At 56.0% G+C, this 26,882-nt stretch carries 20 protein-coding genes and 3 pseudogenes; 15 read left to right on the top strand and 8 right to left on the bottom strand.

Features of this window, described 5'->3' with window-relative positions:
- Positions 1 to 191: 191 nt before the first annotated feature.
- Positions 192 to 503, bottom strand: coding sequence for a VanZ family protein (locus tag C2R22_RS27595; RefSeq protein WP_173862842.1), 312 nt, complete (start codon positions 501 to 503; stop codon positions 192 to 194).
- A gap of 336 nt (positions 504 to 839) precedes the next feature.
- On the opposite strand from C2R22_RS27595, the gene C2R22_RS21380 reads away from it, so the two are divergent.
- Positions 840 to 1,649 (top strand): hypothetical protein, encoded by an 810-nt coding sequence (locus tag C2R22_RS21380; protein WP_103427822.1) that lies wholly within the window; start codon positions 840 to 842, stop codon positions 1,647 to 1,649.
- Positions 1,650 to 2,451: 802 nt separating this feature from the next.
- Positions 2,452 to 4,713: a surface glycoprotein gene (locus C2R22_RS21370; RefSeq protein ID WP_103427820.1), complete on the top strand. Its 2,262-nt coding sequence runs from the start codon at positions 2,452 to 2,454 to the stop codon at positions 4,711 to 4,713.
- A 201-nt stretch (positions 4,714 to 4,914) separates the two neighbouring features.
- Here C2R22_RS21370 and C2R22_RS21365 read toward each other — a convergent pair whose 3' ends face one another.
- The 4 genes from C2R22_RS21365 to C2R22_RS21350 form a co-directional block, all read right to left on the bottom strand.
- A complete protein-coding gene (locus tag C2R22_RS21365) occupies positions 4,915 to 6,495 on the bottom strand; it encodes a DUF2079 domain-containing protein (RefSeq protein ID WP_162562595.1) in 1,581 nt (526 codons plus the stop codon).
- A gap of 1,319 nt (positions 6,496 to 7,814) precedes the next feature.
- Entirely contained in the window at positions 7,815 to 7,979 is a 165-nt protein-coding gene (locus C2R22_RS25330; protein WP_162562594.1) for a hypothetical protein, read from the bottom strand.
- Positions 7,976 to 8,374, bottom strand: a complete 399-nt coding sequence (locus tag C2R22_RS21355; RefSeq protein ID WP_103427817.1) for a DUF7718 family protein — start codon at positions 8,372 to 8,374, stop codon at positions 7,976 to 7,978. Before C2R22_RS21355 ends, C2R22_RS25330 begins: the two co-directional genes overlap by 4 nt.
- Positions 8,375 to 9,472: 1,098 nt before the next feature.
- On the bottom strand, positions 9,473 to 9,994 hold the full coding sequence (locus C2R22_RS21350) for a hypothetical protein (protein ID WP_103427816.1): 522 nt from the start codon (positions 9,992 to 9,994) through the stop codon (positions 9,473 to 9,475).
- A 535-nt stretch (positions 9,995 to 10,529) separates the two neighbouring features.
- Here C2R22_RS21350 and C2R22_RS21340 point away from each other — a divergent pair.
- The 3 genes from C2R22_RS21340 to C2R22_RS25325 all read left to right on the top strand — a co-directional run bounded on the left by C2R22_RS21340 (position 10,530) and on the right by C2R22_RS25325 (position 13,024).
- Positions 10,530 to 10,934 (top strand): DUF7344 domain-containing protein, encoded by a 405-nt coding sequence (locus C2R22_RS21340; RefSeq protein ID WP_103427815.1) that lies wholly within the window; start codon positions 10,530 to 10,532, stop codon positions 10,932 to 10,934.
- A 1,267-nt stretch (positions 10,935 to 12,201) separates the two neighbouring features.
- Entirely contained in the window at positions 12,202 to 12,573 is a 372-nt protein-coding gene (locus tag C2R22_RS27590) for a hypothetical protein (protein WP_394342400.1), read from the top strand.
- Positions 12,574 to 12,871: 298 nt separating this feature from the next.
- Positions 12,872 to 13,024: a hypothetical protein gene (locus tag C2R22_RS25325; RefSeq protein WP_162562593.1), complete on the top strand. Its 153-nt coding sequence runs from the start codon at positions 12,872 to 12,874 to the stop codon at positions 13,022 to 13,024.
- Between the two features lie 42 nt (positions 13,025 to 13,066).
- Here the strand turns inward: C2R22_RS25325 and C2R22_RS21335 are convergent, their stop codons facing one another.
- Positions 13,067 to 14,767, bottom strand: a complete 1,701-nt coding sequence (locus tag C2R22_RS21335; RefSeq protein ID WP_103427814.1) for a hypothetical protein — start codon at positions 14,765 to 14,767, stop codon at positions 13,067 to 13,069.
- Positions 14,768 to 15,097: 330 nt separating this feature from the next.
- Here C2R22_RS21335 and C2R22_RS21330 point away from each other — a divergent pair, with 330 nt between their 5' ends.
- The 4 genes and pseudogenes from C2R22_RS21330 (at position 15,098) to C2R22_RS21315 (ending at position 17,113) form a co-directional block, all read left to right on the top strand.
- Positions 15,098 to 15,544 (top strand): hypothetical protein, encoded by a 447-nt coding sequence (locus tag C2R22_RS21330; protein WP_103427813.1) that lies wholly within the window; start codon positions 15,098 to 15,100, stop codon positions 15,542 to 15,544.
- Between the two features lie 169 nt (positions 15,545 to 15,713).
- Positions 15,714 to 15,935 (top strand): annotated as a pseudogene (locus C2R22_RS21325) (DUF7342 family protein); the annotation flags it as partial.
- A 396-nt stretch (positions 15,936 to 16,331) separates the two neighbouring features.
- Positions 16,332 to 16,643: pseudogene (locus tag C2R22_RS21320) on the top strand (ArdC-like ssDNA-binding domain-containing protein); the annotation flags it as partial.
- 156 nt (positions 16,644 to 16,799) lie between these two features.
- Positions 16,800 to 17,113: pseudogene (locus C2R22_RS21315) on the top strand (arsenate reductase/protein-tyrosine-phosphatase family protein).
- A gap of 82 nt (positions 17,114 to 17,195) precedes the next feature.
- Here C2R22_RS21315 and C2R22_RS21310 read toward each other — a convergent pair.
- Entirely contained in the window at positions 17,196 to 18,035 is an 840-nt protein-coding gene (locus C2R22_RS21310; RefSeq protein ID WP_103427812.1) for an arsenite methyltransferase, read from the bottom strand.
- Positions 18,028 to 18,387, bottom strand: a complete 360-nt coding sequence (locus C2R22_RS21305) for an ArsR/SmtB family transcription factor (RefSeq protein ID WP_103427811.1) — start codon at positions 18,385 to 18,387, stop codon at positions 18,028 to 18,030. Before C2R22_RS21305 ends, C2R22_RS21310 begins: the two co-directional genes overlap by 8 nt.
- Positions 18,388 to 18,935: 548 nt before the next feature.
- On the opposite strand from C2R22_RS21305, the gene C2R22_RS21300 reads away from it, so the two are divergent.
- The 6 genes from C2R22_RS21300 to C2R22_RS21275 all read left to right on the top strand — a co-directional run bounded on the left by C2R22_RS21300 (position 18,936) and on the right by C2R22_RS21275 (position 26,278).
- Positions 18,936 to 19,712 (top strand): Lrp/AsnC family transcriptional regulator, encoded by a 777-nt coding sequence (locus C2R22_RS21300; RefSeq protein ID WP_103427810.1) that lies wholly within the window; start codon positions 18,936 to 18,938, stop codon positions 19,710 to 19,712.
- Positions 19,713 to 19,879: 167 nt separating this feature from the next.
- Positions 19,880 to 20,296: a universal stress protein gene (locus C2R22_RS21295; protein WP_103427809.1), complete on the top strand. Its 417-nt coding sequence runs from the start codon at positions 19,880 to 19,882 to the stop codon at positions 20,294 to 20,296.
- Positions 20,293 to 22,554 (top strand): amino acid permease, encoded by a 2,262-nt coding sequence (locus C2R22_RS21290; RefSeq protein WP_103427808.1) that lies wholly within the window; start codon positions 20,293 to 20,295, stop codon positions 22,552 to 22,554. The genes C2R22_RS21295 and C2R22_RS21290 overlap by 4 nt, the downstream gene beginning before the upstream one ends.
- A 205-nt stretch (positions 22,555 to 22,759) precedes the next feature.
- Positions 22,760 to 23,098, top strand: coding sequence for a hypothetical protein (locus C2R22_RS21285; RefSeq protein WP_103427807.1), 339 nt, complete (start codon positions 22,760 to 22,762; stop codon positions 23,096 to 23,098).
- A 463-nt stretch (positions 23,099 to 23,561) separates the two neighbouring features.
- Positions 23,562 to 24,035, top strand: a complete 474-nt coding sequence (locus tag C2R22_RS21280; RefSeq protein ID WP_103427806.1) for a universal stress protein — start codon at positions 23,562 to 23,564, stop codon at positions 24,033 to 24,035.
- Positions 24,035 to 26,278 carry an amino acid permease gene (locus tag C2R22_RS21275; RefSeq protein ID WP_103427805.1) on the top strand — a complete coding sequence of 748 codons (2,244 nt, stop codon included), beginning with the start codon at positions 24,035 to 24,037 and terminating at the stop codon, positions 26,276 to 26,278. Before C2R22_RS21280 ends, C2R22_RS21275 begins: the two co-directional genes overlap by 1 nt.
- Positions 26,279 to 26,882: the final 604 nt, after the last annotated feature.

Below are 26,882 nucleotides of genomic sequence, written 5' to 3'. Positions count from 1 at the left end.
TGTATCAGAGCAGTGGACGACATTGTAAAGAATGCCATGGTTGTGACTGTTAGTAAGCAGTAGATATTCATAAACAATATCGATTGTTACGATAAGCCGATAAAAGAGCTAGATTGAATTGTTATTCTCAATGATGGTTCTCTGTTGACTGATAACATCACACCGGATACCAACTGAATCTTAATTTAAAATCATCCCTCTGTTACAGAGACGTAATCTCTCAGAGGAATGTATTCTATGTACTGTTCGAGTGGTAACCACAAAAGCATCAAACCCGCACCCAGACTGTTTGCCACTATATCGCCGATGGTGAAGAATCGGTACGAAAGAGTTCCTTGAAGAATTTCAATCCCTAGCCCGACACCGAATGCGCCGCCAAAAACGACAAGTGTCCTGAGTCGGGGACGTGCCTGAAATTCAATTGTTGCGTACGCGAGTGTTCCAGCGAGGCCAAAGTACGCGAGAAAGTGAAGCACTTTGTCTGATTGGCCTGGAGATTGCATATTTACCGGAGGAGTCACCACTGAAAAGATCAAGATGGTAATTACTACAGCAGCTACAATAAGCCACCGAAGCGGCTTAGAACACAATGGAACCACCAGTCGTTTTGAGCCCATCAAACTACCCAATCTCGTTGGTTGGTAATCGGAGTTTCGTTGGACACCCCACACAGATCGAGTGATCGCTGGTTCAGGTCTGAGAGCGAGAGGCGTGAGTGAAATCTCAAAATTACAAGTACGCCGAATCAGCCAGTATCTCCCGGTGTTGTGAATCCCGACCGGTTATGATTAACAATGGAATCCGTAGCCATTTCATCCTCCACGTACAGTTCCGGCGTAATGACTGATTCCGTCCTCTCCCCGCAGGCGCTCGCGAACACCTATTCACCACAGGGGTTCGAGAGTGGATGGGAGGCCGTTGACCAGTATTTACTGGTCGTAGAGTACGCTGATCGAAACCCGGAAGCAACCTGGACCGATGCAGCAACCACCTTCGGCTTGCCTCCAAACCGGGTGAAACGATGGTACAACGGACGTAAACAGACAGTAGTGAGGCAGATCGAAACGGCGGACGCGCTGGGCTGGTTCGACGCTTCATGGAACTCCGAAATCGGGCGAGCGTTCAATCTCATCATCGCAGGAATTCTCAGTGGCGGAACACTTTCGCAGTCGTTTGAGGTACGGATCACAATTGATGACGATTTGGACGATGCGACCCGCAATAGCATCGAAACAGCATTTGAAGTCCTCTGTGGGAAGACGAAATTGGTGAGCGAGAACGACCCACAGCGGGCCACGATGATCGAACCAGCAGAACATAATCTCCTGCTGGGGAGGGCTCTCTACGTACTTGGAGTTCCGAAAGGTCGGAAGACGGAAGCAGAGTTTACGATTCCTGAACATCTCTCAAACCATCCTGAATGCCAACGAGAGTTCGTCGAATTGTACGTTGCGCTCCGCGGGTCGGTGAGTGAGAAAGGGACAATCGACATCCGAGAAGAACGATCCCAAACGTACTTACAGTCGCTTGCGGTGCTTATTGAGACTGTGACGGGTGAATCAGCGAAAGTTCGAGAGAACGGGGTTTTCCTTAGAAAGGCAACCGCCGAAGCACTTTCCGGTTCTGTAGAGTGGGACGTCAAAAAGTAGTAGGTGGATTGCTTATCGCGGTTCGTCAAAGGACGAAAATAGACTCCGGAGAGGGGATTTATTCACTCAAAGGTGCATGTTCGAATATGGGTTCGTCGGAAGAACAGTCAGGGGGAGACAAGCTCAAGGCCTATCTGGAAGAACACGGACCGACACCGCGACCGGAAGTGCCTGTAGAGGACTGGGTTGTTACTCGTGACCCCACAGTCAGGGTATTTTCGCCTCGACGTGGCTTGTTCGGGTCGGCGAAAGCAGCCCCAGTGGTATATTTACCGAGTCATAACCCCGTTGTAGTTGTCGAAACCTGGGTTGCAGCGAATGCTGAGTGGCTCACGGAGTTATCACAGAGCTCTATCACGCGCCGTATCGCAGCGGATTACGACGAAGAGTGGGTAAAGGCGTGGAAGCAGTGCGCGGCGGAACATGGGATCAAGTCGCATCAACAGGCCCCTGAAGACGCTGGCAAGGATCCGCTTCGTAAGTGCCCGGATTGTGGTGAGGAAGTGAGCGCTCGTCGATTCGTCCGTCATCTCCGAGAGTGTTCGTGAGCAATACGTGCTCACCGCTGCACCCGGAAGGGTTGTTGTGATTAGAGACCGTGTGAGGACCGGTTTACGGACTCTATGAGAGAAGCTCTCAGTACCAACGGTATCATAAAATCTCTGACCGCACAAGGCATATATGTAAGACCCGTTCAAATCTTGGCGGGTCCCTTCCCATTACAGCGTAGCTGAGTACCTCCACTGTACCGCGTTCGACGAGTGGACGAAAGGTGCGTTGTTAACTCGCACTCCACACAATCATGATCGGTCCCAACGACAAGTTACGCGCGATCGTACTTACAGCGCTGATGGTGACCTCCATTTTCGGAGGAACCATCACGTTCGCCGGTACAGCCAGTGCGCAAAACAACTTCGCCGGAAACACGGCACCCACAACAGTATACCTTGGAGATGAAGACGTCAATCTCTCTGAGGTCCCCGGCCTCACAACCAGCTTCATCGGTGTTGCTGGCGAGGCAGACGGAGGACTCGCAAGCGTCAATAATCTCGAGAGTGCCGATGTAACGACATCCAACGGCTTCGAACAGGGTGGCTACTCCAATCAGTCCGACGGCCAGCTCCTCGTCAGCGTTCAAGAACCCGAAATCTCGGATGTCACGTTGGAAATCCCGAACGGTGCTGACGTGACCAATAGCACCGTTACAAACGACCAGGACACGCTGAACGTGACCGCTGAGTGGAACTTCGCACAGTACGAAAACGTCACGATTACGGTCGAAGACGAGGATGGTTTCGAGATTCAAGATCAGCTCGGTACCGATCTTGAATTGGAAACCTCTGATGACGTTGCCACCCTCACCGGTCTCACCGACCTCGATTCAGGCGAATACACACTGACGGTTGAAGGTGAAGATGACCTTGACGGGACCACACGTTCCGTTACGTTCACCATCACTGATCAGGAGAATACCCTCACGTTGGGCCAAACGACAGCCACACAGGGTGACTCGGTAGTCGCCACTGCAACCGGCAACCCTGGTGAGACGGTTCACATCCGTATTGAGCGGAGCGCCCTGCTGGACAGTTACAGTGACCCGAACGACGTCTTCCCACAGACCGGTGACGTTGAGAATCCGCCCGGTGTAACCAACGCGACCGATGACGAGGGCACGGAATGGGTTGCTGCCGCACTCGCGCTCGGTGACGACGGCGAGGCTTCGGCTCGCATCCAGACCACACACCTCGACACCGACACTATCGACGTGGAACTAGCACCAGGAACAGATATCAACACTACTGCCGAGGATAGCACCGAACTCTCAGTTGAGGAACAGTCGATCAACATCACGTCCGCACCGGACGTCGTCCGGGTCAGTGAGGACTTCACCGTCGAAGGCACGGCTATCGAATCCGACGAGGTTGCAGCCTATGCCCGCATCGACGATGATTGGGAGCGTCTCGAAGGTGACGAGAATCCCGTCGACATCGACACCGACGGAAGATTTGTTCTCGAACTGACCGCGTCAAGCCCACTCCACATCCCCAACAGCTACCGTCTCGCAATCGTTAACGAAGAAGCGCTTAATTCCAACGACCAGTTCCCCGAGACACTCACGGACAACGAGTTCGGCGATCTCGAAACTGAGGCAGCCTTCGACGTGCGGTCGGTTGAGGGTGATCTAACCGCACAGCTGTCGAGTCAGCAAATTGCTGCCAACGTTGGTGATGGCGTCACCGTGTCGGGCACGGCGCTCGGACAGGGTAACAATATCCGAATCTACAAGGTTGGGCCGCGCGGGAACGTCCAATTCGTTTCAGCCGACGTCGACGATGAAGAGTTCAGCGAGGAATTCGACGGCATCGATGACCGTGGCACGCATACGTTCATCGTCGTGGGTGAAGGCCGAGACGGAACCTATGCCGCGGAGAATGCCGACAATGCGAACGTCGGCGGTGAAATCACCGGCGATGAAGTACCACAGCAAGCTGTCGCGATCATCAAAGAAGCGTACACAGGCGCAGGCGTGGATGACCAAGTAATCGAGCTGACGCTCCAGGCAGAGAACCCGCAGCTCTCAGTCGAGGACTTCACCACTGACGGACAGGTCGCTCAAGGAGAGGTTACCGTCTCGGGCACCTCAAACCGCGAAGACGAAACTGTCGTCTTCATCGAAGTCTTAGATGCGAATGACAACGTAGTCACCTCGACAGACACGGAGGTCAACGGAACGGCTAACGAGTGGTCAGCGTCACTCGACCTGTCTGACGTCGAAACCGGGACGTACACACTGCGAGCGACCGACGATGAGACTTCGGCCACGGTTGAGTTCGAGTTAGTCAATGTGCTCAACACGCCGTCGGAGACGCCCGTGACGGAGACACCGACGGAGACGCCTGAGCCTAGCACGCCAACAGAAACGGCTGAGCCCAGTACGCCGACAGAGACTCCTGAGCCCAGTACGCCGACGCAGACGACATCTACCTCAATGCCTGGGTTCGGTAGTGTCGTGGCACTCGTCGCGCTTTTCGGCGCGGCGTTGCTCGCGTACCGGCGCGGCTAGAATTGAAGGCCGACTGACCAGCGGAACTGGTTCTTTCGTTCGCGGTTTTTTTAATGACCAGGTGTGGAGTGGCGACGCTGACGAGAGTCTCGATTGGACAAGAAGAACAGCGTGGGGGTTCAAGGCGTGCCGAAGAAGGGTCCAAGAGAGACAGGTCAAATTACTGCAGTTCACGGCAGTCGAAGACGATAGTCGAAGGAATCAGTCAGCGTTCGTCGCTGTGGTGTTCGACAGTGGCTGTACCGGTCCACTGTACCCTCGCTTCCAGAGGACAATCTCTCCTTCAGCCCGGTAGCGGCCATACTCCGTCCCGAGACGGTCACCGAAGCCCTCCGTGAGTTTTTGCGACCAGAACTTCGAGTGGTGATCCACGAGGATATAGTCCGGGCGCACCACGCCGTGCTCCTCCTGATAGCGCTCGAACTGCGCTGGTGCGGCGACGTACCTAGCGGTCGGACGGGCCGAAACAAGCGGATAGACGTCGTTTTGTGTGACGAGTGTCGCGTCTCGGGGTACGGTGTCGATGGCATCATCCACCAACCGATTACGTTCACCCGGTGCTTTGATCTCTCCGAGGCCAAACGGTCCCTGAAGGGCGACGATACCGACACCGGCCGAGATCACCAAGACGAGAATCGTCATTCGGGCGAATAGTTCCCGGGAGGGGATGGTGACTGAGAGTCGGTCGAAAACACGGATCAGACCGACGTAGAGGAAGGGCAGGACGTAGAGCGGGTAGTGGCCGGCGAACTGGTAGTAGCCGGACTTGCCGGCGAACAGCCAGCCGAAAATCAAGAACGGCGCGAGCGCACCGAGCGTCGTCTCATCGAGGGCCGCGACGAAGAACACAGGGATGAGCACGAAGAACAGACCCAAGACCTTTCCTGAGAGGCTGAGCGTGAACAATTCCATCAGAAGGTCTGGATTCGATACAACCGTGCCAAGGAGGGTAGTGACGGTCGTCCGTGGTCCCTCAATGACAGGAGCGAGTGGAGCTGCGAGGGAGGCCATCGGTATGCCTGGTGTGTCGTTGAAGTACGAGATGACCACTCCGGAGACGAACTTGACCGCGACAACGATGGCGAAGCAGATGACGAAGAGACGTCCCTCACTACGGAGACGGTTCCGACGGAACGCCACCAGCGCTAGCCCAGCAAGGAATCCACCTAGCATCAGTGTCGCGAACTCGTTAGTCAGCGCGATTAGAGCGACCCCACCGAGAAACGCGTAGAAGGAGCGCTTGCGGTATGCGTAGTACGTGCCAAACACGAGCGCGGGGAGCACTGCCTGTTCGTAAAACCCGTTCCCCCACGCCGACCAGAGGTACGGATTCAGTGCGTACGAGACGACAACCAGACCCGCAACCCGGTCGTCTGCGAGTTGACTCCGAGCGGCGGCCCAGAGAACCGACACACTCGTGGCGAGGGCGAGCGACTGAGCTGCGAGCAGGGTGTACGGTGTCTGGAAGAGTGCGAACACAGGAACGAGGCCGAGGAGCGTGACGGCGAAGTGTGCCCCCCAATAGGAACTAAGCCCTGCGCGGAATTTCGCCTGCTGAAGAAATCCGGTCCCATGGACCGTTGTTGAGAAAAGGTGGACGTAGTCGCCGAAGTCACCTCCATACAGGAGGAACGTCTGGTACCGGTACGACAGGTAAACAAAAGAACCAATGAATAGCGCAGCCGACAGAGCCAGCACGATCTTGGTTTTATAATCGCCTACGAGACGCTTAGCGGGAGGGATCCGTCCCTTTCCGAATTGGTTGCTGAACGGGTCGGTCACAGTGTGTCCCACGCACAGAGATTGAGAGTTATTAACGCCGCTACGATGACCAATCCAACCAAAACAAAAGGATCATTGGTTCCATCGATCATGACTGCACACCCGGCCAGCATCAGTGCGACGCTCGCATGACTTCGTGAGCGCTGATGGAAGGACGAGGGATTCATACATACCTGCGGAGAGGAGGGCAAAGCTATCATCGTTCGCCTGTCCGGCGTTTGAAGATAGCCAGCTTATTTTCTTTCGGTTACCTGGGCATAAATCTTGAATCATTGAGTTCATGTGCAGGAGTCACTCTGGACAGTCTCGTGTCTGTCACCGGTTCGAGGAGATCAGACTCTGTCAGTCGTTCAATGATCTCATCTATCTAGATCCTAGCGAATGTCTTGACTTCGTCAAACAAATATCTCGCAATCAACAAGGGTCCCATCATCGGTTTCGGATTAGACTACGAAGCACCGAAGTCCGACGTTGATCCCACTAAGTAACTGATTAAGAAAATCATATTACCCATATACTTATGAAAAACTGATTGTCATAACAGAGTATGGGATTCAAAGCCCAATGCACAAGTTGTGGACAGAGAATGAAAAAAACCATCACTGGACGAAGAAAGGGGTATTCGGTCGTCAGTGAAGGGAGACATAGTGTGACACTCCGCTGCTCCGGCTGTGGGAAGCAACGGACGATGCGAAAGTAGGAAACTACCGTCTCACCAGCTCAAATCCACCTCCTTGATCTATACCAGCGTCCGTAACTATGTGTTTGAAGATTCTTCACACCGAATTCAGTGCTCTCGGTCTCTCAGCAGGCGTACGAGAGACCTCACTGGCTGAGTGATCTCTTTCAATTACTACTATAGATTACCTGTGTGAATTGATTGGGGTATGATAAAGAACGTGCGCGAGATGATTGGTCCACGGCAGGCCGGTATTCTCCTGATGGGCCTAGGCTTAGTGACATTCGGGATGATCGGTCTCTGTGGTAGCGGGGTCTCGTCTCATAGTCTGCTCATCGTTATCCTCCTTATTGAAGTTGCGTTCGCAGGTATTCTCTTCGGGAGCATGATAAATTGATCCGACGAAGCCGTCAAGCAGTTCAATTTGGATACGACCAGCACCCTGAGTTAATGGGAGCTCTCTGGAAACAAGAACTGGCGCATCTCCAGCCCATTGCTTCTGAAAGCCATGCCGGTTACTTCGGTTTAGTCGGAACCAGGGTCGGAATTCAACAGTTCACTGTATAGGCGCCACCGAGCGGCCCCCCTGCACGACCATCTCGGTCTCTCTGCCGCTCAACGACGTCAGTCCGGTTCGCGTTCAGTCAGAATCAGCTGTATCACGTTCGGCGTCAGAATCGGCACTGGCCTCATCCGGGACCTCCCACGAACTCACGTCGACGCCTTCGCTTTCGAGGTAATCGCGAATGTCGCTGCGCTGATCCTGCATCTTCTCGCGCAGTTCCTCGATTTTGGCGTCGGTCATGGGGCGTCGCGATTGATCCCGTGCCATTGTTCAAATCTCCGTATGTACCCATTCAGGTGCGTGTTCAAATGGTCTTCGGCAGCATCGAGTGCCTGATTCGCTGAGAGCGGCGGAGTGAGTTCGTGGCTATCGATCTTCTGGCCGGCGCGGTAGATGTCGATGTGTAACCCCTCCTCGGTGACGTCGTGCGTCGCTTCGTCGCTTCCTTCTTCATCGTGATCGTATCGAACGACGGTCGCCCACTCATCGACGAGCGGGTCAACGAGGTACTCGAGTTGTACGACAAAGCGTGTTACCTTCCCCCGTTCAACGTCGATTCCGAGTCGACGGCGGGCCCAGCGGTCAACTTGGACGGTGAACTCTTTGTCGTAGTCGCGAGGGCCGTCGTCGCTCATTCGAACTCAGCCGTTGGGTCGTATACTCACCTAATGTGACTGTCGATGTAGTCGTATTTCTCGGTAGGCCAGTTTGATGTCGCTATGCCAAATGACGTCGGTCTAGCCTACGCTGAGTAGAGGTCATGAGTGAACAACACTACCTCGGTCGTCTACATTAAGATATGTCGCGCAAATTTCGTTGATGGCTTCAGGACGGGTTTGAACTTCATCTGGAGTGCCAGGTAACTGCTGTCGGGTGTAGATGAGGTAGGTGGCGTCTTCGTGTATTGAGATTTGATCTTGTTCAATATCAAGACTCCTTGATAGCTCAGATGTCGCCACCTAGGTCGATCCTGAGGAATTCGGATCAGTCGTCGCTGCGAACAGTCGAAGACCAGTCCCGGTTTCCGAAATCTCGGTGTATGTGTCTACTCGATCAACGATTTCTCGCGCCCACGTGTCGATGGTACCTGTCTCGGGGTCGTGGCAGCGTTTGAGAACGAGTCCGACTGTTGGTTCGGACGGTGAGAGCATGTACGCGACACCGTCTGTCGTCGTGTCCGAGCGCTTGTGGTAGATGACTGCTTCGTCGTAACTGACCCAAGTTGTGGGGTCCTCCATCGATGCGTATTCTGTGCAGTCAGAGGCTTGGATCGGCGCGGTCGGTTTTGGTCTCTCTTTGAGGGGACATGAACCGCATCCCTGCTCCTGTGGTTTATTGCAGTTGAGCGAGTTACACCGGGGAAATCGCCAGGCAATCCAACGGTTCTGTTGTTTCAATGAATGAATACTACTCATTCTCATCAACCCTGGCTAACAGACCAGGCTTAAATGCGGCGAGCTTAACTAATTGACAACGGGATAGGAATAGCTGGAAGCAAAGGGAGTCGGTATTCATCGTTCAATTGGTGTGGTTACAAATCACTCAGTCGTCTGTACCTTTCGGCAGTCATCACCTTAACCAACAGAATTGGCAGACAGGACATCGTGTTGGTTAATATGTGTGACGACGTCATGACGCGCCTCTTTACGGTGGTCGTCGTCCCATCTCTGAGACGTCCAGATGATTGACTAGCACAAGTTCTCATTGAGGTTACGAAGGGGGATTGCGTCGTATTAAGCCGGATGAGCGTTGCCGACTGCTTCCGAAATTGAGGCGGCGACGTCGGCTTCGTCCTCGGCGAGGGTCAGCGCCTCAAACGTGTCACCATTGAGTGAGAGCAGTGAGATCTTGATGTGTCCATCTTCGGTTTGGAATGCTTCGTATGTCATCGCGACGGCGATTGCGAGGCCTGTGAGTCCGATGAAGACGGCTAGTAGATTGCCGATGTCTGGGATGATTTCGTTGGCGAGAAAGCCTGCGATGACGCCTCCAATGCCGACGAAGACGGCGAGAAGGATGCGTTCGATGTCGACTGGTTCCTTGCCGATCTCGGTGATGCGGACACCGGCGACGTTATCGCCTGTGAACAGGGTGCTGTTAACGAATTGGTGCTCGCGTCCGGAGTTAGCGTTGTGTTGTTTGATGTCGAGGATGCGTCGGTCGGTGACGACGATGGCGTCGGTGCCGCTGGCGCGGGCACTGTTGATTGTTTCTCCGTCTGCGAGGTGCGGTTTGATTGCCTCTTGTGTCGCCATGTATGAGTGTTCTGTCTGCGAACAAGTATTTGAATGTAAATACGCCGTGTCAGATACGATAACCAACTTCTGATACGAAGTCAAGATTTCATGGCGGACCTGAATACGCTATTCGTCCTCTGTGGGTTGCATCTTCTTCGTATATTTCGGATGCCACCAGACGACACTCCGTCCTCCAACAGACTTCGACTGTAACGTTCCGTCCGCTTCCAGATTCTTGAGCCGGTCTAGAAGACCACGCCGTTCGATTGGGAGTTCAGCAGCCACTTCGGATGTCGTGAGAACTGGATCAGCTGCTTCTCGAAATACGTCAAGAATCTCTTTGTTTGAAACGGACGGAGGCCGACCTGCACCATCACTCATCACCCGGATAGCGAGTCGGAGCTGTGTTAGGAATTTGCTCTTTCAAAGGAGTAAATTAATTAGCACGCACGAAGGAGATAATCACGACCAATGGCGAACTCGAGAACGTTCACGGGCGACGGTTCGGGTCAGGACACCTCCTCGCAGACATCAGTGAAGGGGTGATCAGAAGATGAGTGACGAAGACACGGTGGAGAAACACCTGTCCATTATTCATCACGCACTACGAGCTGCTCGCCGTCGTCGTGTAATTCAACTTATGGCTGAAAGAGAGAACAAAGCAATCTCAGTCCGGTTTCTCGCAAGTCAAATCACCGCGTGGGAGCACGATCTCCCGGTTGAGCAGGCGACAGGGGAGCCCTATCGAAACGCGTACAATGCGCTTTCTCAGACGCATCTTCCCACGCTCACAGATGCGGGGATAATAATCTATGACTCACAGAGGCAAGTTGTGTCCCCTGGAAAAAATCTTCAACTTGCGGTTCTGCTTGTGGCGACAAATCGACCGACTGTCGATATTTTATACGAACCAGACGCACAGGATGAAGACGAGAGTACTGAGTCTGTCAATGGCTGATTGAGTAAGTACCATCAGCGCTATCAGAGCCTATGCGAGTTCACAAGTTCGCTCACGGACCACCAACTCCGCGTAAACCGCAGGATTTCACTCAAGCCGCTCTCCAGAGGCACAGGGTGCGAAGCAAGTCCATCAGTAAGGAATAACCGAAGTGAGTCTCGTTGTGGAGAGCCACTGCTGCTGACTGAGATTAAGACGAAGCAGTCGGTGGAGAATGTGGACGCGCCGAATCGACATCATCGTGCGCAGGCGCATGCGTATATGTGGGGGTTGTCTGAGAAGTACGACCGGTCGGTCACTGACGCGGTCATTCTCTACGGTGGACGAACGTCGCTTGACCTCAGGTGTTTTCATGTGGAGTTCGATCCGGAGTTCTGGACAGACACCGTCGTTGAGTGGGCGGTACAGCACACCACGTATCGACTGGACAGTGAACTTCCACCGCCGAACCCGACGTTTCAGTGGGAGTGTGAGTTCTGTTCATACCGAGAGCGCTGCGGACAGGGTGAGACGAGTTACAATGATGTAGGCTCAGTCGGGTTACTCCCGGGGTTAATCGAGTATCCACGGAAGAAGCTCGTCGAGTATTTAGAGGCTTACCCGGAGACAAAGCTTACGCCAGAAATCGCAGGTGAGTATCCGGACCTTGCCCGATCTCATGGTGTGTACGACTGGATTTGCGAAGCATGTGGAGAGCGACAGCTGTGGGGAGAGATTGAGTGGGAGCAATCGCTGTCATGGTTACCGGATTGTCCGAGTTGTGCTGCAGATGGAGTGCCAGCTTCTCTGGGGGGACCCTCACCATCGGTTCAACATTCTCAGGTGCTACGTAGTCAGGATCGTCTCAGCGAAACTCAAGGGTCGAGTGATTAAATGGTGCCCAGCAAATTCGTCATGGATTGTGGGTTAGTTTGCCCTGCGTGCGAGGAGAGCCCTGTTGATGAATCCTTTGAGCAGATTGATGCGTTCTGTAACGCGTGTGGATTCGTTATTCATCAAGAACGGTTAGATGAGACTCTCCGTGAGCATAGAAACGTTGGTGTGGATGTAGCAGAGGTTCCGGAGAAGAAACCGAGATGGTCAGAGTTTCACAAGGCGCGGAACAGTACAGAGCACCGACTTGCTATGTCACTCGAGTATCTTGAGTTCATCGGAGAGCGGGCCAATCTCTCGTCTGACGTACGGTTGCAGGCTGCGGAAATCTACGCAGAGGCGGTCCAGCAGGGTCTGATTGAGGGACGGCGAACAGAGGAGGTAAATCAATGCCGTGGTGTGTTTGGCAACCAGACAGGTGGGGGAGCCACTCCCGATTAATCGAATCGCCTCTCGGACCGGAGAGAACCCTCGGATTATCGGAAAACTCACCAAACAGATCCAACGCGAGCTTCAAATTCAGGATACAGAATGCCTTCCAGAGGCCTATGTGGAGGGAATTTGCAGTGCACTCGGCTGTGATGAGGCTACAGTCACTAGTGACATCACACTGACACGAGCATCTCAGAGAGCCGGCCTGAGTATCGGACGGAATCCAGCAGGCGTAGCAGCAGCGGTTATTTATCTGGTAGAATGCGAGGAAAGGACTCAAAAAGAGGTTGCATCGGCTGCAGGTGTCTCACTTGGCGTAAGCAGACACTGGTGAGCGTCTCAAAACGGCTCACGTAGGCAATCTCGCATCGATTAAATACTAGTTCTTTTATATTCAATATAAACTAGATTTTTACTCGGGACGATCTCCCTCGCAACGACCGTCTTTCTGATCCCATCACAGTCCTCGTTCGAGATACTCGAGTTCTGCATCGAGAACGGTATCGTTCTGACCGTGTACACTCCACTGGACAAGGGGAGAGTCATCGGAAACGAGGTTTTCAAGGAGATTGGCGAGCAGTACGGAAAGACCGCCAGCGCAGGTCGCACTCCGCTGATTGAGTCAACAAGAGATGGTCACCGCGATTCCCAAGGCTTCGAGCCGGACTCGTATCGAAGAGGACTTCGACACCTTCGACTTCGAGCTCAGCGACGAGGAGATGGAACGAATCTTCGGCATGCAGGTTGGACTCCTCTCTCGACTTCGCAGGCTGCTTGATCTCTGAAAGGCGCTTGTCTCGTAGTCACGTTTCAGGCCGGGACGGTTGTCAAGCGTCCACATCGTCACCCGCACTGTCAGGGATAACGTGAGATTCGATATACCACAGCAACAGCACATACGCGACTACGAGTAGGTAGATACCCACGTCAAGTGACGAAGCAAGCCCCACAACGGCCGCGGCATAGAAAACAAAAAACAGAACGACGCAAATCCCGACCAAGGCCCACAGACTCTCTTCTGACTCAGTCTGCCCTTCGTGAGTCCGTTCGGCAAGTCTGTCTGGCATCTCCCAGACATTAGCCAGCATGATGATCATCATCAGGAGCAATCCAACCATAACCGCGACGACCAGTTCCACGTCATCGGGATATGACCCGAGGATATCTGAGAAGTATCCTTTGAGCAGGCCTTCGGCGAACGCAATCGAAATTGCCTGTCCAATAGCAGCGAGAAACACGACTTCACCATCCGATTCGATCGGCTGCGGGTCGCCGTGGAAACTGTAGCGAACCGACTGCAGTACCAAAAACAGAAGAAAGAACCAGACGACATCGAACCCTACGAGCACCAGGAGTGACGCACTTTCATCGAAGAACTGCCAGACAAACACTGAGGCGAGCAGGAGCAGACTGTTGGCGAAAAGCAGGCCACCCCTCGGCCGAGTAGCGAGGGATGAGGGTACGTCCGGTGGGGGCAGGTCGTACGTTTCACTCTCCCAATATTCAGCGAACGTTGGTATCCGTGAGAACTGCCGAGACCAATACAGCAACCCGATGAGGCTGTAAACGAACGGGGTCAGCAGCACAGCACTCAGGGCTGCACTGCGTGCAACGGTCCAACCGGCCTCATCGGATGGGTGGTCGAATCCTTGCCCACTGATTATCTCGAGGAGATTGCCAACGGTGTCAGTAGTCAGTCCAAGGTTGCCGATTAACACGTACGCACAGAACCCGAGTCCAAGCCCGCTCACGACCACCATCAGCATCCCTTTGAAATTGCGGATTGAGTTGACAGTATTATCTACCAGGCGAGATTCAAGATTCGTACGAACCCGAGTGATTCGCCCACCAGTGGGGATGAAGCTCACGACGACGCCGAAGAGAAAGAGCGCTTCCGGAACGGGATAGTACGTGTTCAGGACACCAATGACGATTCCAACCCCAAAGCAGGGACCGACGAAGATAACACCTGAGGGAATGTCGTACAACGAGAGTACGATACGACGCACGTGGTCCGGCAATTCCCGTGCCGCTCTAAGCGTGCGTTTTTCGGATGCAATCGCCTCGTCGGAGAACGTATCGAACGTCAAGTAGGCTCGAAACACGACACTCTCTTCATCAAAGAGATGCTCATCACGGAGAACTGAGAGATAGATGCTGAATGCGAGTGTCCCGACGATCACTCCGCGCCAAAAATTGCCCAGAACGACTCCGCTCTCAACGAGACCAAACGCAACTTGTGAGGGACTCAGGCCCAACCCGACAGTCAAAGCGAGGCCAAAATACACCGTCAGTACCGCAGTGAGGGCTCGGAACCCGACCGTCACTGATAGTCGTTGCATCTCTTTGGGATACAGTTTCGGAACAAGCGCGTAGACGAGGTAGCCGAGAAAGACCCAGGAAAGTTGCACTCCGATCACGCCATCATTGGACGTGCTTAGAGCGATGATCAAGAGCGTGATGCCGACCTCTGGTAACTCAGCAGATGAAAGAAGGCGTACTACTGGCTGTGAGGTAAAGACGCTCATCGCGGCCAGCCCGACTCCTACTATCCGTTGTCGCACGTCCAACACACCTCGGAAGCTTCAGTGACTCCCTCTTGTTCATACACTGAGCACAGCAGTCGCATCGGCAATAGATGACGTGACAACAAGCATGATTCTATGGGTTCGTCCAACGACAACTCACTCTCCCTCAGTAGTCCCTCTCAAAGTCACCTTCCTCTGTCACCCAGTCGTCACACACGTGAGCGGGCCACCTCAACAGAAGATACTGTTATGACATTTGGACTATATTGATTGAATATGAATTCTCTCCCTGGCGACAGCACCCCGAAGTCGCGTCGCCGTGTGTTGCGAATGGGAGCGCTGCTGGTGGCCGTCGCGACCGCGGGCTGTAGCAGCGATAGCGGGGGCGAAAACTGTCGCAACGAACGGGTTAGACGCGGTTCAATCCCGATCTTTCGTGGTGAGGGACTGACAAGTTTCTACGAAAAAGAGTGGTACATCGAGGTCGATGCGGGCGACGTACTGGAGGTGTCGGTCGTCTCGGCAACGGAGACTAACGACGAGGCGGAAGTCAGACTTCATATCAAGCCGGCAGACTCCGATATCGAGGGCGAGTATCAATCGGGGTTCCGCGACCGAATCGAGGAAGAGTATCGGTTCCCAAACACCGGCCGATACCACGTGCACCTGCGAGAGCAGGCCCCGGTTCTGGTCGTCGGGAACCCAGACTACGAGCAAGCGTCGTGGACTATCGACGTCACGGTCCACAACTACGACACGGAGCGCGTTTGTCAGTGACCCACGACTGAAGTCGTGCGTAACTGACCGGCAGTCCACAGCCCTCTTCAGAAGTTGCTCGATGCGCCGTCGGTGACTCCAATAGTATCCCGGTCAACCCCTATACCAGCAGTTCGAAATACGATGAATCTCCTCAACCGATATCAAGATACAACTCGAAAGCTGGCGCATGGCGGAGAACGAAGACGATAAACATAGAGGGCTTCTCAAGAACCAGACCACGGGGGAAGACCGAGTTCGGATGGTCGCTCGTCAGCTCTCAGAGCCCAGGACGGAGAACTGGATCGCCTCAGAAGCGGAGTGGTCACACGAACCGACCACTCGCGTTCTTCAGCGTCTCGTCACTGACAGGGTTCTCCGACGCGATGAAAGCGGGCCTCATGGCACCTACCTGATTCACGGAGAGAACCCCGGCCTTTAGGCCGGGCGTGAATCCGACACTACATTTCACGAACCACGTTAGACGCTTACTCCGGGATATCCTCCCGAACCTTCTTCTCGCCTTCGAGAAGCAATCCTTTCCACGTCAATCCACGGTGTTTCTTCAACGCTTTCAACCGCTCGTACTGCTCCTCGTCATCGAATTCGATTCGGACTGCGACGAACTGGTACCCTGACGAATATCAGCGATAACGGGAACTGATGACCAGCCGTGACGCGGTTCGCGAGAACTTGCTTGCGACGGGTTCGATTGAGTAGAGCTCACGAACCACTCTGCGCTCAGTACATTTTATCGGCCCCTGACAGGGTGCGGGGCGTTCCGAATCGGGACGTCTCGACGGAAATCATGGCGACGAGTGACTACCCACCGGTGTCGTTCAGCGACACCGACACCCGACGCGACGAGATGCACAGCACGATAGAAGAATGGGTCGAGGATCTCATCGACCTCGTCGACGAAGCCACGGCGACCGAAGAGTTCCAGCAGTGGCTCGACGTCCAGTCTCGATTCCACGACTACTCACACCGAAATACGCTCCTCATCGAACTCCAGTGTCCGGAGGCGACGAAGGTTGCAGGGTACAACACCTGGCGAAACGAGTTCGACCGCTACGTCAAAGAGGGCGAACAGGCGATCTGGATCTGGGCGCCGATACTCATAGGAGCGCTTAACACGGTATCAAAGAGGGAATTGTCCATGGATACAGCATCATCGACGAAGTTGGGGGTTGTGTGTGTACAGAATGCGGGGCGTAGCCAGATGTCGGCTGCGTTCGCTGAGCGGGAACGCGACCGGCGAGAATGAGGGGACAATATCGAGATCCTTACCGGCGGTTCACACCCGGCTGAAAGCGTTCACGACGAAGTGATCACGGTCATGCGTGAGCGAGACATCGATCTCTCGAACCGGACACCGCGGGGGGTTTCGACTGACGAGTTCGAATCGTGCGATGTCGTCGCCACGATGGGCTGTTCGACGCTGGAACTGGACGCGGAGAACGTCGACGTTAGAGACTGGGCGTTAGACATCCGTACGGGCAAGACCTCGACACTGTCCGCGATATTCGTGACGACATAGAGCGACGCGTCGAGATGTTGTTCGACGAGTTCTATCCGGACGAACCGTAGCGTAGGCGTAATCGGAGGGTTCGTTCGATCCCCGGATCGCACAATTCCCAACTGGGCAAGGCTGCCAGTACTTTTCTGTTAGTTAGCGATCTTGTGGTGGCTTCCGGGCCTCGATAGTAGCCGACACGAGGTAGTCACCGAGGTCGCGATCGGCATCCCAATCACTGATGAACTCGGTGCTCTCATCTTTGGGCGCGATCTCGATCGCTTCGAAGCCGGCACTGGCGAGCATCGCTTCGAGATCCGCAACGGTCGACGCACCGGCGACGCAGCCAGTTAGCGAGTCCGGGTCCATCTTGATGTCGTCGGGGAACGGCGCGGTTTGGACGACATCTGAGATGGCGACGCGCCCACCGGGCTTGAGGACACGATAGGCGTCGTCGAACACGAGCTGTTTCTCCGGGGCGAGATTGATGACGCAGTTCGAGATAACGACATCGATGGTCGTATCGGCAACGGGGAGGTGGCTGATCTCGCCGAGTCGAAACTCGACGTTGTCGGCGTCGTTCTTCGCGACGTTCTCTCTCGCTTTCGAGACCATCTCTGGTGTCATGTCGACACCGATGACGCGGCCGTCCGGACAGACCTCCTGTGCAGCGAGGAAGCAGTCGAAGCCCGCACCTGAGCCTAGGTCGAGTACTGTCTCACCGGGTGCCATCTCGGCGAATGCCTTCGGGTTTCCACACCCGAGGCCGAGGTCTGCACCGTCGGCGACCGACGCGATATCGTCCGTATCGTACCCGAGGCGTTCGCTCCCAGTCGCGTCTTCGTTGCCGTCACAGCACGCACCCTGGTCGGCGACATCGACACCGACACAGCAGTCCTTACCGTCCGTAGCGATGGTCCCGTAGCGTTCGCGCACCATCTTCCGAGCCTCCTCGGGGTCGCGGTCACCGGCTACGGGATCAGTATCGTTACTCATGGGTACCTCGCAGGTCGTCGAGTGTTTCGAGGAGGGCAGCAGTCGTCTCAGTCGGTTCATAGTACCGCCAGGACCCCTCTTTACGGCGCGTGACTAGTCCTGCGGTGTACAAGCGGGAAAGTGCTTGGCTGACGGCGCTCTGGCTGACTCCGACTGCGGCTTCGAGATCGCAGACGCAGACGCCATCGTCGGCGTTCGTGATGCGCCGAAGCAGTTCGTATCGCGTGTCGTTCCCCATCGCGGTCAGTAGTTGGAGGTCCGTGGCCATGGCGTCCGAGTCGATGTCTCGGGGCGGTGCACAGCAGGTGTCGGTCCCTTCCGCGGTTTCGTCAGTGATTGTGCCCTTACTCATATCAGCTATAGCTTATACAAGTATATGCTAATATGTTTCGCTTGGGGGACCGCACGCAACGTTGGAATCAGCTTGAGCCTTCGTTACAGCCACAATTACCCCCGATTTGACCCCCAATCAGTACGCTAGAAGGAGGAGTACACCCACGAAACTCTCTGAGTAAAACCCACAGTTGAGGGATGGGAGCTGAGTACGTATGCATTGAGAGTACTGGTCTCGACTTTTGGGATCCTGTGGAAGTTGAGACTATAGAGGGTATAGCGGGCCTGTGATGCGTGAACTTGACCGAATCCGTGACTGGGAACTGCTTCAGACCGACTCTCGAACGTCCGTTCTTGTTCCACTATCCAAGAATTCGCCTACATGAGTTGTCTTGGATAGTAGACGATCAGGATGAACCCGCTCTGTAGAGCCCCGGGAGAGAAATACGATGAGTGATTGTCCATATGCTATTTGTGCCTCCGAATCTGATGAAGTAGTATGAAGCGAGAGAGTCAAAAACACGGTGGAAAATTTCGATTTTTAAAATCGACTCGGAGACGAGGGTCATGACGCTTCACGAAGAGGGGTACCGACTCGATGATTTGGACCGTCGCATCATCTATTCCCTCATGCAAGACGGTCGGGCTACAGCCACTTCGATCGCCGAGAGCGCAGACGTTTCGGGTGCGACGGTTCGCAATCGGATTGAGAGACTCGAAGACTGTGGTATCATCCAGGGGTATCGAACACACATCGACTTCGAGGCGGCCGGAAGTAACCTCAGGAATCTCTACCTGTGTAACGTTCCCGTCCCAGAGCGAGAGGCGCTGGCCCACGAGGCACGGACTATCCCCGGCGTGATCAACGTCCGTTCGTTAATGACCGGCCGCCGGAACCTCCACGTACTGGCGGTTGGCGAAAGCACGAGAGACCTTCAGCGGGTCTCACGAAGTCTCTCGAAACTCGGCATCGAAATCGAAGACGAAGACCTGCTCGAGGACGAGTTGTTCAACCCCTACGAGCCGTTCAACCCCGACGATAGCCCCCGAGCGCCAGCGTTGAACGACTTCATCGATCTTACTGGAAATGCGAGAATCCTCACCGTGAACGTTTCGTCCGACGCTCAGGTCGTGGGAATGTCGCTCGAGGAGGCCAACCAGACGGGGGTGCTCGATGAGGATACACTCGTTATCGCCATCGAGCGGGGCGACGAGGAAATCATGCCACACGGCTATACTGTCATCAAGCCCGACGACATAGTGACGTTACTCTCGCACCACCAGACCGACGCTCGGGCGTACGAGGCGTTCCAGAGCCCGTCGCAACAAGAGGCGTCGTCGTAGGTGGGTCGAGATGGTCTCACTCGTCCAGCGGTTGCGATACTGGTTGGCCGACGAATCAATCGTCTACGAATGCCGGAATTGCGGAACAACGCTCGACGAGAACCAAGATACGTGCCCTGCCTGTGGTGCCGACGATATTGCACGTTACGACCTCAACTGATACCGACATGACTACACAACTCACCCGACACGTACTCGTACCAGTCGCTGACCAAGAGGACGCACGAACGACGGCGCAGACTCTCAAACCGTACGACTTCAGCCAAATCACCGTTCTCCACGTCGTCGAAAAAGGTGAAGGAGTGCCAGACAAGACGCCAGTCGAACAGTCCGAACAAGTTGCCGCTGAGGCGTTCGACGCTTTTCGGGAGACGTTCCCCGACGCGGAGACGGAGATTACGTACCGCCGGGATGTCGTCGAGGGAATCATCGAAGTCGCAGACGAAATCAACGCAGATGCTATCGTCTTCAGACCACGCGGGGGTGCGAGAATCGTCCAGTGGTTGTCGGGTGACCGATCTCTCCGGCTGATCACCGAGGCAGATCGCCCAGTCATCTCGATTCCGGAGGGGCCCGAGGAATGAGTGCAGGCGACGAGGAACTCGCAAAGGACCTCGGACTGCTCTCAGCGCTGACTATCGGAGTCGGTACCATGATCGGGGCCGGAATTTTCGTCCTGCCCGGTCAAGCAGCGGCAGCTGCAGGTCCGGCGGTCGCGCTTTCGTTCGTCGTCGGGGGTGTCATCTCGCTATTTACTGCCCTCTCGGCATCCGAACTCGGGACGGCGATGCCGAAAGCCGGTGGGAGCTATTACTACGTCAATCACGCGCTGGGGCCACTGTTCGGGTCGGTCGCCGGCTGGGGCAACTGGATGGGACTGGCCTTCGCCTCGGCGTTCTACACACTGGGATTCGGCGAGTATCTCGCTACCTTCCTCCCGCTGCCCGCGCTCGCGCTTGGCCCGGTCGGGCTGTCTGAGTTTCAGCTCGGTGCCCTCTTGGCAGGAACGGCGTTCATCGCCGTGAATTACGTCGGTGCCAAAGAAACCGGAAGTGTCCAGGTCGTCATCGTGACGATCCTCGTCGGGATTCTCACGCTGTTCTCGATACTCGGGTTCCTCCAGGCGGACATCTCGACGCTCCGGCCGTTCTTCCCGACAGAGACGGGGGGAGCTACCGCGATCCTTCCGGCAACGGGACTGGTGTTCGTCTCGTTCCTCGGGTTCGCAAAGATCACGACCGTCGCCGAGGAGCTGAAAAACCCCGGACGGAACCTCCCGCTGGCAGTCGTTGGGAGCGTCCTCATCGTGACGGTCATGTACGCAATCATTATGGTGGTGCTGATGGGCGTCATCAACTGGCGTCAACTCGGCCCAGAATTCACCACCACGCCCGTACTCGACGTCGCGGAGATTGCGTTCGGGACAATAGGAATCGCAGGGATCGGCGTCGGCCTGCTGACGTTCGCTGGCCTCCTTGCGACTGCCTCGAGCGCGAACGCCTCGATCCTGGCGTCGTCACGAATCAACTTCGCGATGGGGCGGGACAAACTCATCTCGAACAAGCTCAACGCTATCCATCCGAACTTCGCGACGCCATACCGCTCGATCGCCGTCACGGGAGTACTCATCCTCCTGTTCATCGCGATCGGCAATATCAAGGTACTTGCCAAAGCCGGGAGCGTCCTTCACCTGATCGTCTACGGGCTACTCAACCTCGCGTTGATCGTGATGCGAGAGGCAGACGTCCCGGAGTATCAGCCCGATTTCGAGGTGCCGCTGTATCCGGTTGTCCCCGCGTTGGGAGCGATCAGCTCGTTCGGACTGATCGCGTTCATGGAGCCGATCGAGATCGGCCTCTCGCTGGTGTTCGTCGTTGGGGGACTCGTCTGGTATCTGGCCTATGCTCGCAACAAGGCCGAAAAAAAAGGAATCTTGAGTCAATACATTCTCAACCGGGCCGACGAGATGCCGGCGACGGCTGTGTCGGCAGCAAGCAAGGCCCAGCCTGATGGCGGCGAGTATCGGGTTATGGTCCCACTGGCGAACCCTCGAACCGAGAAGGATCTAATCACGTTGGCGAGTGCGATTGCGAAACAGCGCGGGGGGACCGTCGATGCGGTCCACATCGTCACCGCACCCGACCAGACTGCGCTTCAGTACGCTGCCGACCACGTTGATGAACTCGAAGAGGACTACCACAAGGTACTGGATAAGGCCAAGCGAGACGCCGAAACGTTCGGGGTCAACGTCGAAACGCATACGATCCTCTCCCATCGGTTATTCGAGGAGATCTTCGACGCTGCTCGCGACCATCAGGCCGACCTCGTGGTGATGGGCTGGGAAGACAACACTCATGGGGCGCCCGGGCGCGTGGAGAGCGCACTCGACGAGTTGACCGACGTCCTCCCCTGTGATTTCCTGGTGATGAAGGATCGTGGCTTCGAGCCTGAGGAGATCCTCGTCCCAACGGCTGGCGGGCCAGACTCCGATCTGAGTGCGGAGGTCGCGAAACTTCTCCAGCGGGAGTACGGCTCACAGGTGACCCTACTGCACGTCGCAGACTCACGCGATGAGGGCGAGGCGTTCCTCGAAGCGTGGGCCGAGGAACACGGCCTCGGTGACGCCACGCTCCGGGTCGAGACAGGCGAGGTTGAGGCGGCGATTGAACGGGCGGCCGCTGACAGCTCGATGGTAATAATCGGGGCAACCGAACGGGGCTTGCTCTCCCGACTGTTCAGGGGTAGTCTCGTTTTGGAAGTCGTCGACGACATCGAGTGTCCCGTCCTGCTCGCCGAGCGACCGCGGGCACGGGGAGTTCTCGACAGGTTGACCGGCGATTAGCGGGGCTGCATTGCTATGTTGTGGATAGAACATTCGAACACTCAACATCTGTGGATGGCTAGCCCTAAGCTGAGTTCTCCACGTCTCTCACCGATGGAGCGATAATGTCGAATTGGGAGCCCCTAGAACTTGGACGGGTCGCGTCGCGGAATGTTTAGAGCGCGCGGCGGGGATCGCAATTCGCCTGGGACGGAATGGCATCATTTTGATTGTCCCGCTCCTCCTCGGTTACGTCCTCTTGGGGACACTGCTGACGTGGACCGGACTGATCACATTGCCGTACCCGTTTCTCTCGGTAGCGTCGGATCCGGTATTCAATCTCCTCGGATTCGCCGCCGGAATTGCAATCACACTCGCCGGTGGTGGGCTCCTTGTTCTCTTGCTCATGAACGACCTGCAGCGGGTCGGAAACCAATTTGCAGCCCTCCTCATAGGCATAAGCATCGGCTCGAGTGCGGCTCTTCTCCGTCACACACACGAAACCGCACTGACCGTGATTCAAACTGGTGTGAGATTCCTCCTCGAGTTTGCGGGGATCTCGTAGGTTGGCCCTCCCACGAGGAGAACACCCCGTGTAATGCATTCCTCACCTGCTACTGTGAGTGTAGATGGAACCACTCCAAACAAAGCGACTGAAGGGGACCGGATTGTAGTCGTAACTCATCATTGCACTGCCTCCGTCATTCAGGTAGATAGTAGAGTTCAGACCGTTCACGGTTTAGATAGTCACCAGTATAAATCATCCCGGAACAAGCTAATTCGAAATTAGAAATTATTACCCCATATATCACGAAAAGTCAAATTAAACCGGAGTAATTATACTCTCTCGCAACCAGCGGCTCACATGGTCAGCATCGAAATCAGTCGCCAATCCCGAGATAGACCAGTGATCGGGATTCTTTCAAATCTCCGCGTGAGACGGCAGTACGAAACAACACGAACTGGAAACGGCCAGGGACGGTTTCCGGTCAACTTCCCGGTCGCACTCGACGAGGGGGGCTGACGGAATGGTTGTACTTCGGCACGTAGCCGTCCCCGTCGCGAATGACGAGGACGTTGTGGAGACGGCGGCAGCGCTTGAGCCCTATCTCGACGAGATTCACCGGGCGACGCTGATCCACGTGATCGAAACGAGACCTGGTGCCGTCAACAAAGCGCCCATGGAGAAACGTCGAGACGACGCTCGGGAGTTTCTCTCGGTGTTTGAGTCGCGACTCGACGGGCGCGTGATCGTCGACACACGAATCGTGTTCGGCGCTGACGTCGCCGAGACGATCGTCGAGACGGCAGATGCGGTCGAAGCGACGGTGATCATCTTTCGTTCGCGGGGGAGCGGGCGACTGGCTCGTCTGCTCACCGGCAACACAACTGCACGTCTCGTTAACGATCCGGAACTCCCCGTGCTATCGCTCGCAGAGGAGCAGCCTCACGTATTGGATTCGATTCAGCGGACGAAGCGTCCCGACGTAGAGGGCACCTGATGGGCGACGAGGAACTCGCAAAGGACCTCGGACTGATCTCGGCACTGACCATCGGGATCGGCACCATGATTGGGGCCGGAATCTTCGTGCTCCCAGGGGTCGCAGCCAGTACTGCAGGACCCGTGGTCGTCGTCTCGTTCGTGATCGGCGGGCTGATCGCGATGGTCAACGCGCTGTCGGTGTCCGAACTCGGGACGGCGATGCCGAAAGCTGGCGGTGGGTACTACTACGTCAACCGGGCCCTGGGCCCGCTCTTCGGGTCGATCGCCGGCCTCGGCGATTGGATAGGGCTGGCGTTCGCATCGGCGTTCTACAGCATCGGCTTCGGCCAGTACCTCACGACGCTGCTCCCGATTCCAAGCGTCCTTTTCCTCTCGGATATCCAGGTGGGGGCGCTCCTCGCCGGCGTCGTTTTCGTCGGGGTCAACTACATCGGTGCCAAGGAGACCGGCGGCGTCCAGACGGTCATCGTGACGGTCCTGCTGTTGATTCTGGCGCTGTTCGCGATCCAGGGATGGCTCTCATTCGACCTCAGGACACTGCTCGGCGACGGCGGGCTCGCACCCCTCGGGTACGGCGCGATCCTCCCCGGAACGGCGCTGATCTTCGTCTCGTTCCTCGGCTACGCGAAGATCGCGACCGTCGCCGAGGAGCTGAAGAACCCAGGGCGGAATCTGCCGCTTGCCGTCATCGGGAGCGTGGCCATCGTGACGGTCGTCTACGCCATCCTCGTGAGCATCATGCTTGGCGTGGTCCCGTGGCCCGATCTCAGCCAGACGGCACCGCTCACTCAGGCCACTCAGGCCGCCTTCCCCGGTGGACTCGCCGGCGTCGCCGTCACCGTCGTGACGCTCGGTGCGCTGCTGGCGACGGCCTCCAGTGCGAACGCCTCCATCCTCGCCTCGGCGCGGATCAACTTCGCGATGGGTCGAGACCGGATCGTCACCAACTGGCTCAACCAGATTCACCCCTCGTACGCGACACCGTACCGGTCAATCGTCCTGACTGGGGCGATGATCGTCGTGTTCATCGCGCTCTTGGGGCAGGACATCGAGGTGCTCGCAAAAGCAGCGAGTGTCCTCCATCTGGTCGTCTACGCGCTGATGAACGCCGCACTCATCGTGTTCCGAGAGACCGACCCCGACTACGATCCGGCGTTTTCCGTCCCGTTGTATCCTCTCACTCCTATTCTCGGGATGGGTCTCTCGGTCGGACTGCTGGCGTTCGTTGGCCAGCGGGAACTGGCGCTGTCGGCAGTGTTCGTGACCGTTGCGGTGGTATGGTACTTCGCGTACGCACGCCGCCAAACAGACAGGCAGGGTCACCTCGGTCGATACATTCTGGATCGTGAGGGAGAACTGCCCCCGTCCGTCGTCGACGTAGCGGCCACCGTCGCACCAAACGGGGCGGGGAGAGACTCAGACGCCCCAACGACGATGGTGGCGTTATCGAACCCCCGGACAGAACACGCACTCGTCGCTCTCGCAGCAGCGCTCGCGAAGCACGAGGGCGGTCGACTTCTCGCGACTCACGTGATCCAAGTACCGGACCAGACCTCGCTGGCCGCGGCCGCCGACCAGCGCAGGCGTATTTCTGAGACCTCAGACCAGCTACTTGCCGACGCCCGTGCGGACGCCGACGACCTCGGGGTACCAATCGAGACACGGACGATCCTCTCGCATCAAGGGCTTGACGAGGTGTTTGATGCGGCTCGGAGCCACAACGTCGACAGACTCATTATGGGTCATCGAGGAACGCATCTCGCTGGGGGCCGCGCCGAAGGGAGACTCGACGAGTTGATCCACGAGCTGCCGTGTGACGTTCTCGTTCTCGACGAGCGGGGATTCGATCCGACCGAGATCCTCCTACCGACAGCAGGCGGTCACTCATCGGATCTGTCTGCAGAGGTCGCACGGGCACTTCAGGAGACGGTCGGTGCGAATGTCGCGGTTCTCCATGTGGCTGACGACTCAACGACGGGGCGAGAATTCCTCGAAGAATGGGTTACTGACCACGAACTCGACGAGGTCGAACTGCTGGTTGAGACAGGAGACATTGAAACCGCGATCGGGAACGCAGCGACTGGGCGAACGCTGGTGATCGTCGGAGCAACGGAACGGGGCTTACTCTCCCGAATCGTCGGCGGATCGCTTACGCTGTCCGTACTCGACGATCTCGACACGGCAGTATTACTCGCCGAACGGCCGCACGCTCGGTCCATCCGGGAGCGGCTGTTGGGCTGAATACTCTGAGAACCGTATTCCTCTCGAAAGTTGTTAGATACTACAGTACAATCGTCTGAACGTGTCTGGGAGAGACGTTGGTCCGACTGAAAACACCTCCCGGTGGCCGGGATACATCATGCTTGCCGGGCTGTTTTGTATTCTCGCTAGAATAGTCGCTCGTCTTACTGTGCACTCTCTGCCGATTCTCGACGAGACCTCAACTGGGTGGGCTACCTTGGTCTCCTCTTAATTTTTGTTGGGTTCTCCATCCAAATATCATCCGAATAATAGCATTCGGGCCATCGACGTGCAGGATTTGGGGATAGTACTCAAGGACTCAACGGATAACAATGGGACTGCGTCGAGTGTTGAGGAAAAAACTCGTGGACGCCACCGGAGACCGCGGTCCACCGTGGCCGATCTTGAACATCGAGTACGTCGAAGACGAGCCAGACAGTGGCGACGAACGTACCCACCGTTAGGTACACCATCGGACTTTGGAAAGACGAGCCAGACGAACCGACACCATTCATCGACCGGACGAACGCGACGCCCGCCCCGACAGCAACGAACCACGGAATCACCGCAGCGATTATCGCGGGAGAGACAACCATATTCCGAC

This window comes from Salinigranum rubrum (genome assembly GCF_002906575.1).
GTDB classification, from domain to species: domain Archaea; phylum Halobacteriota; class Halobacteria; order Halobacteriales; family Haloferacaceae; genus Salinigranum; species Salinigranum rubrum.
This window is presented reverse-complemented; position numbering and strand designations above follow the sequence as displayed.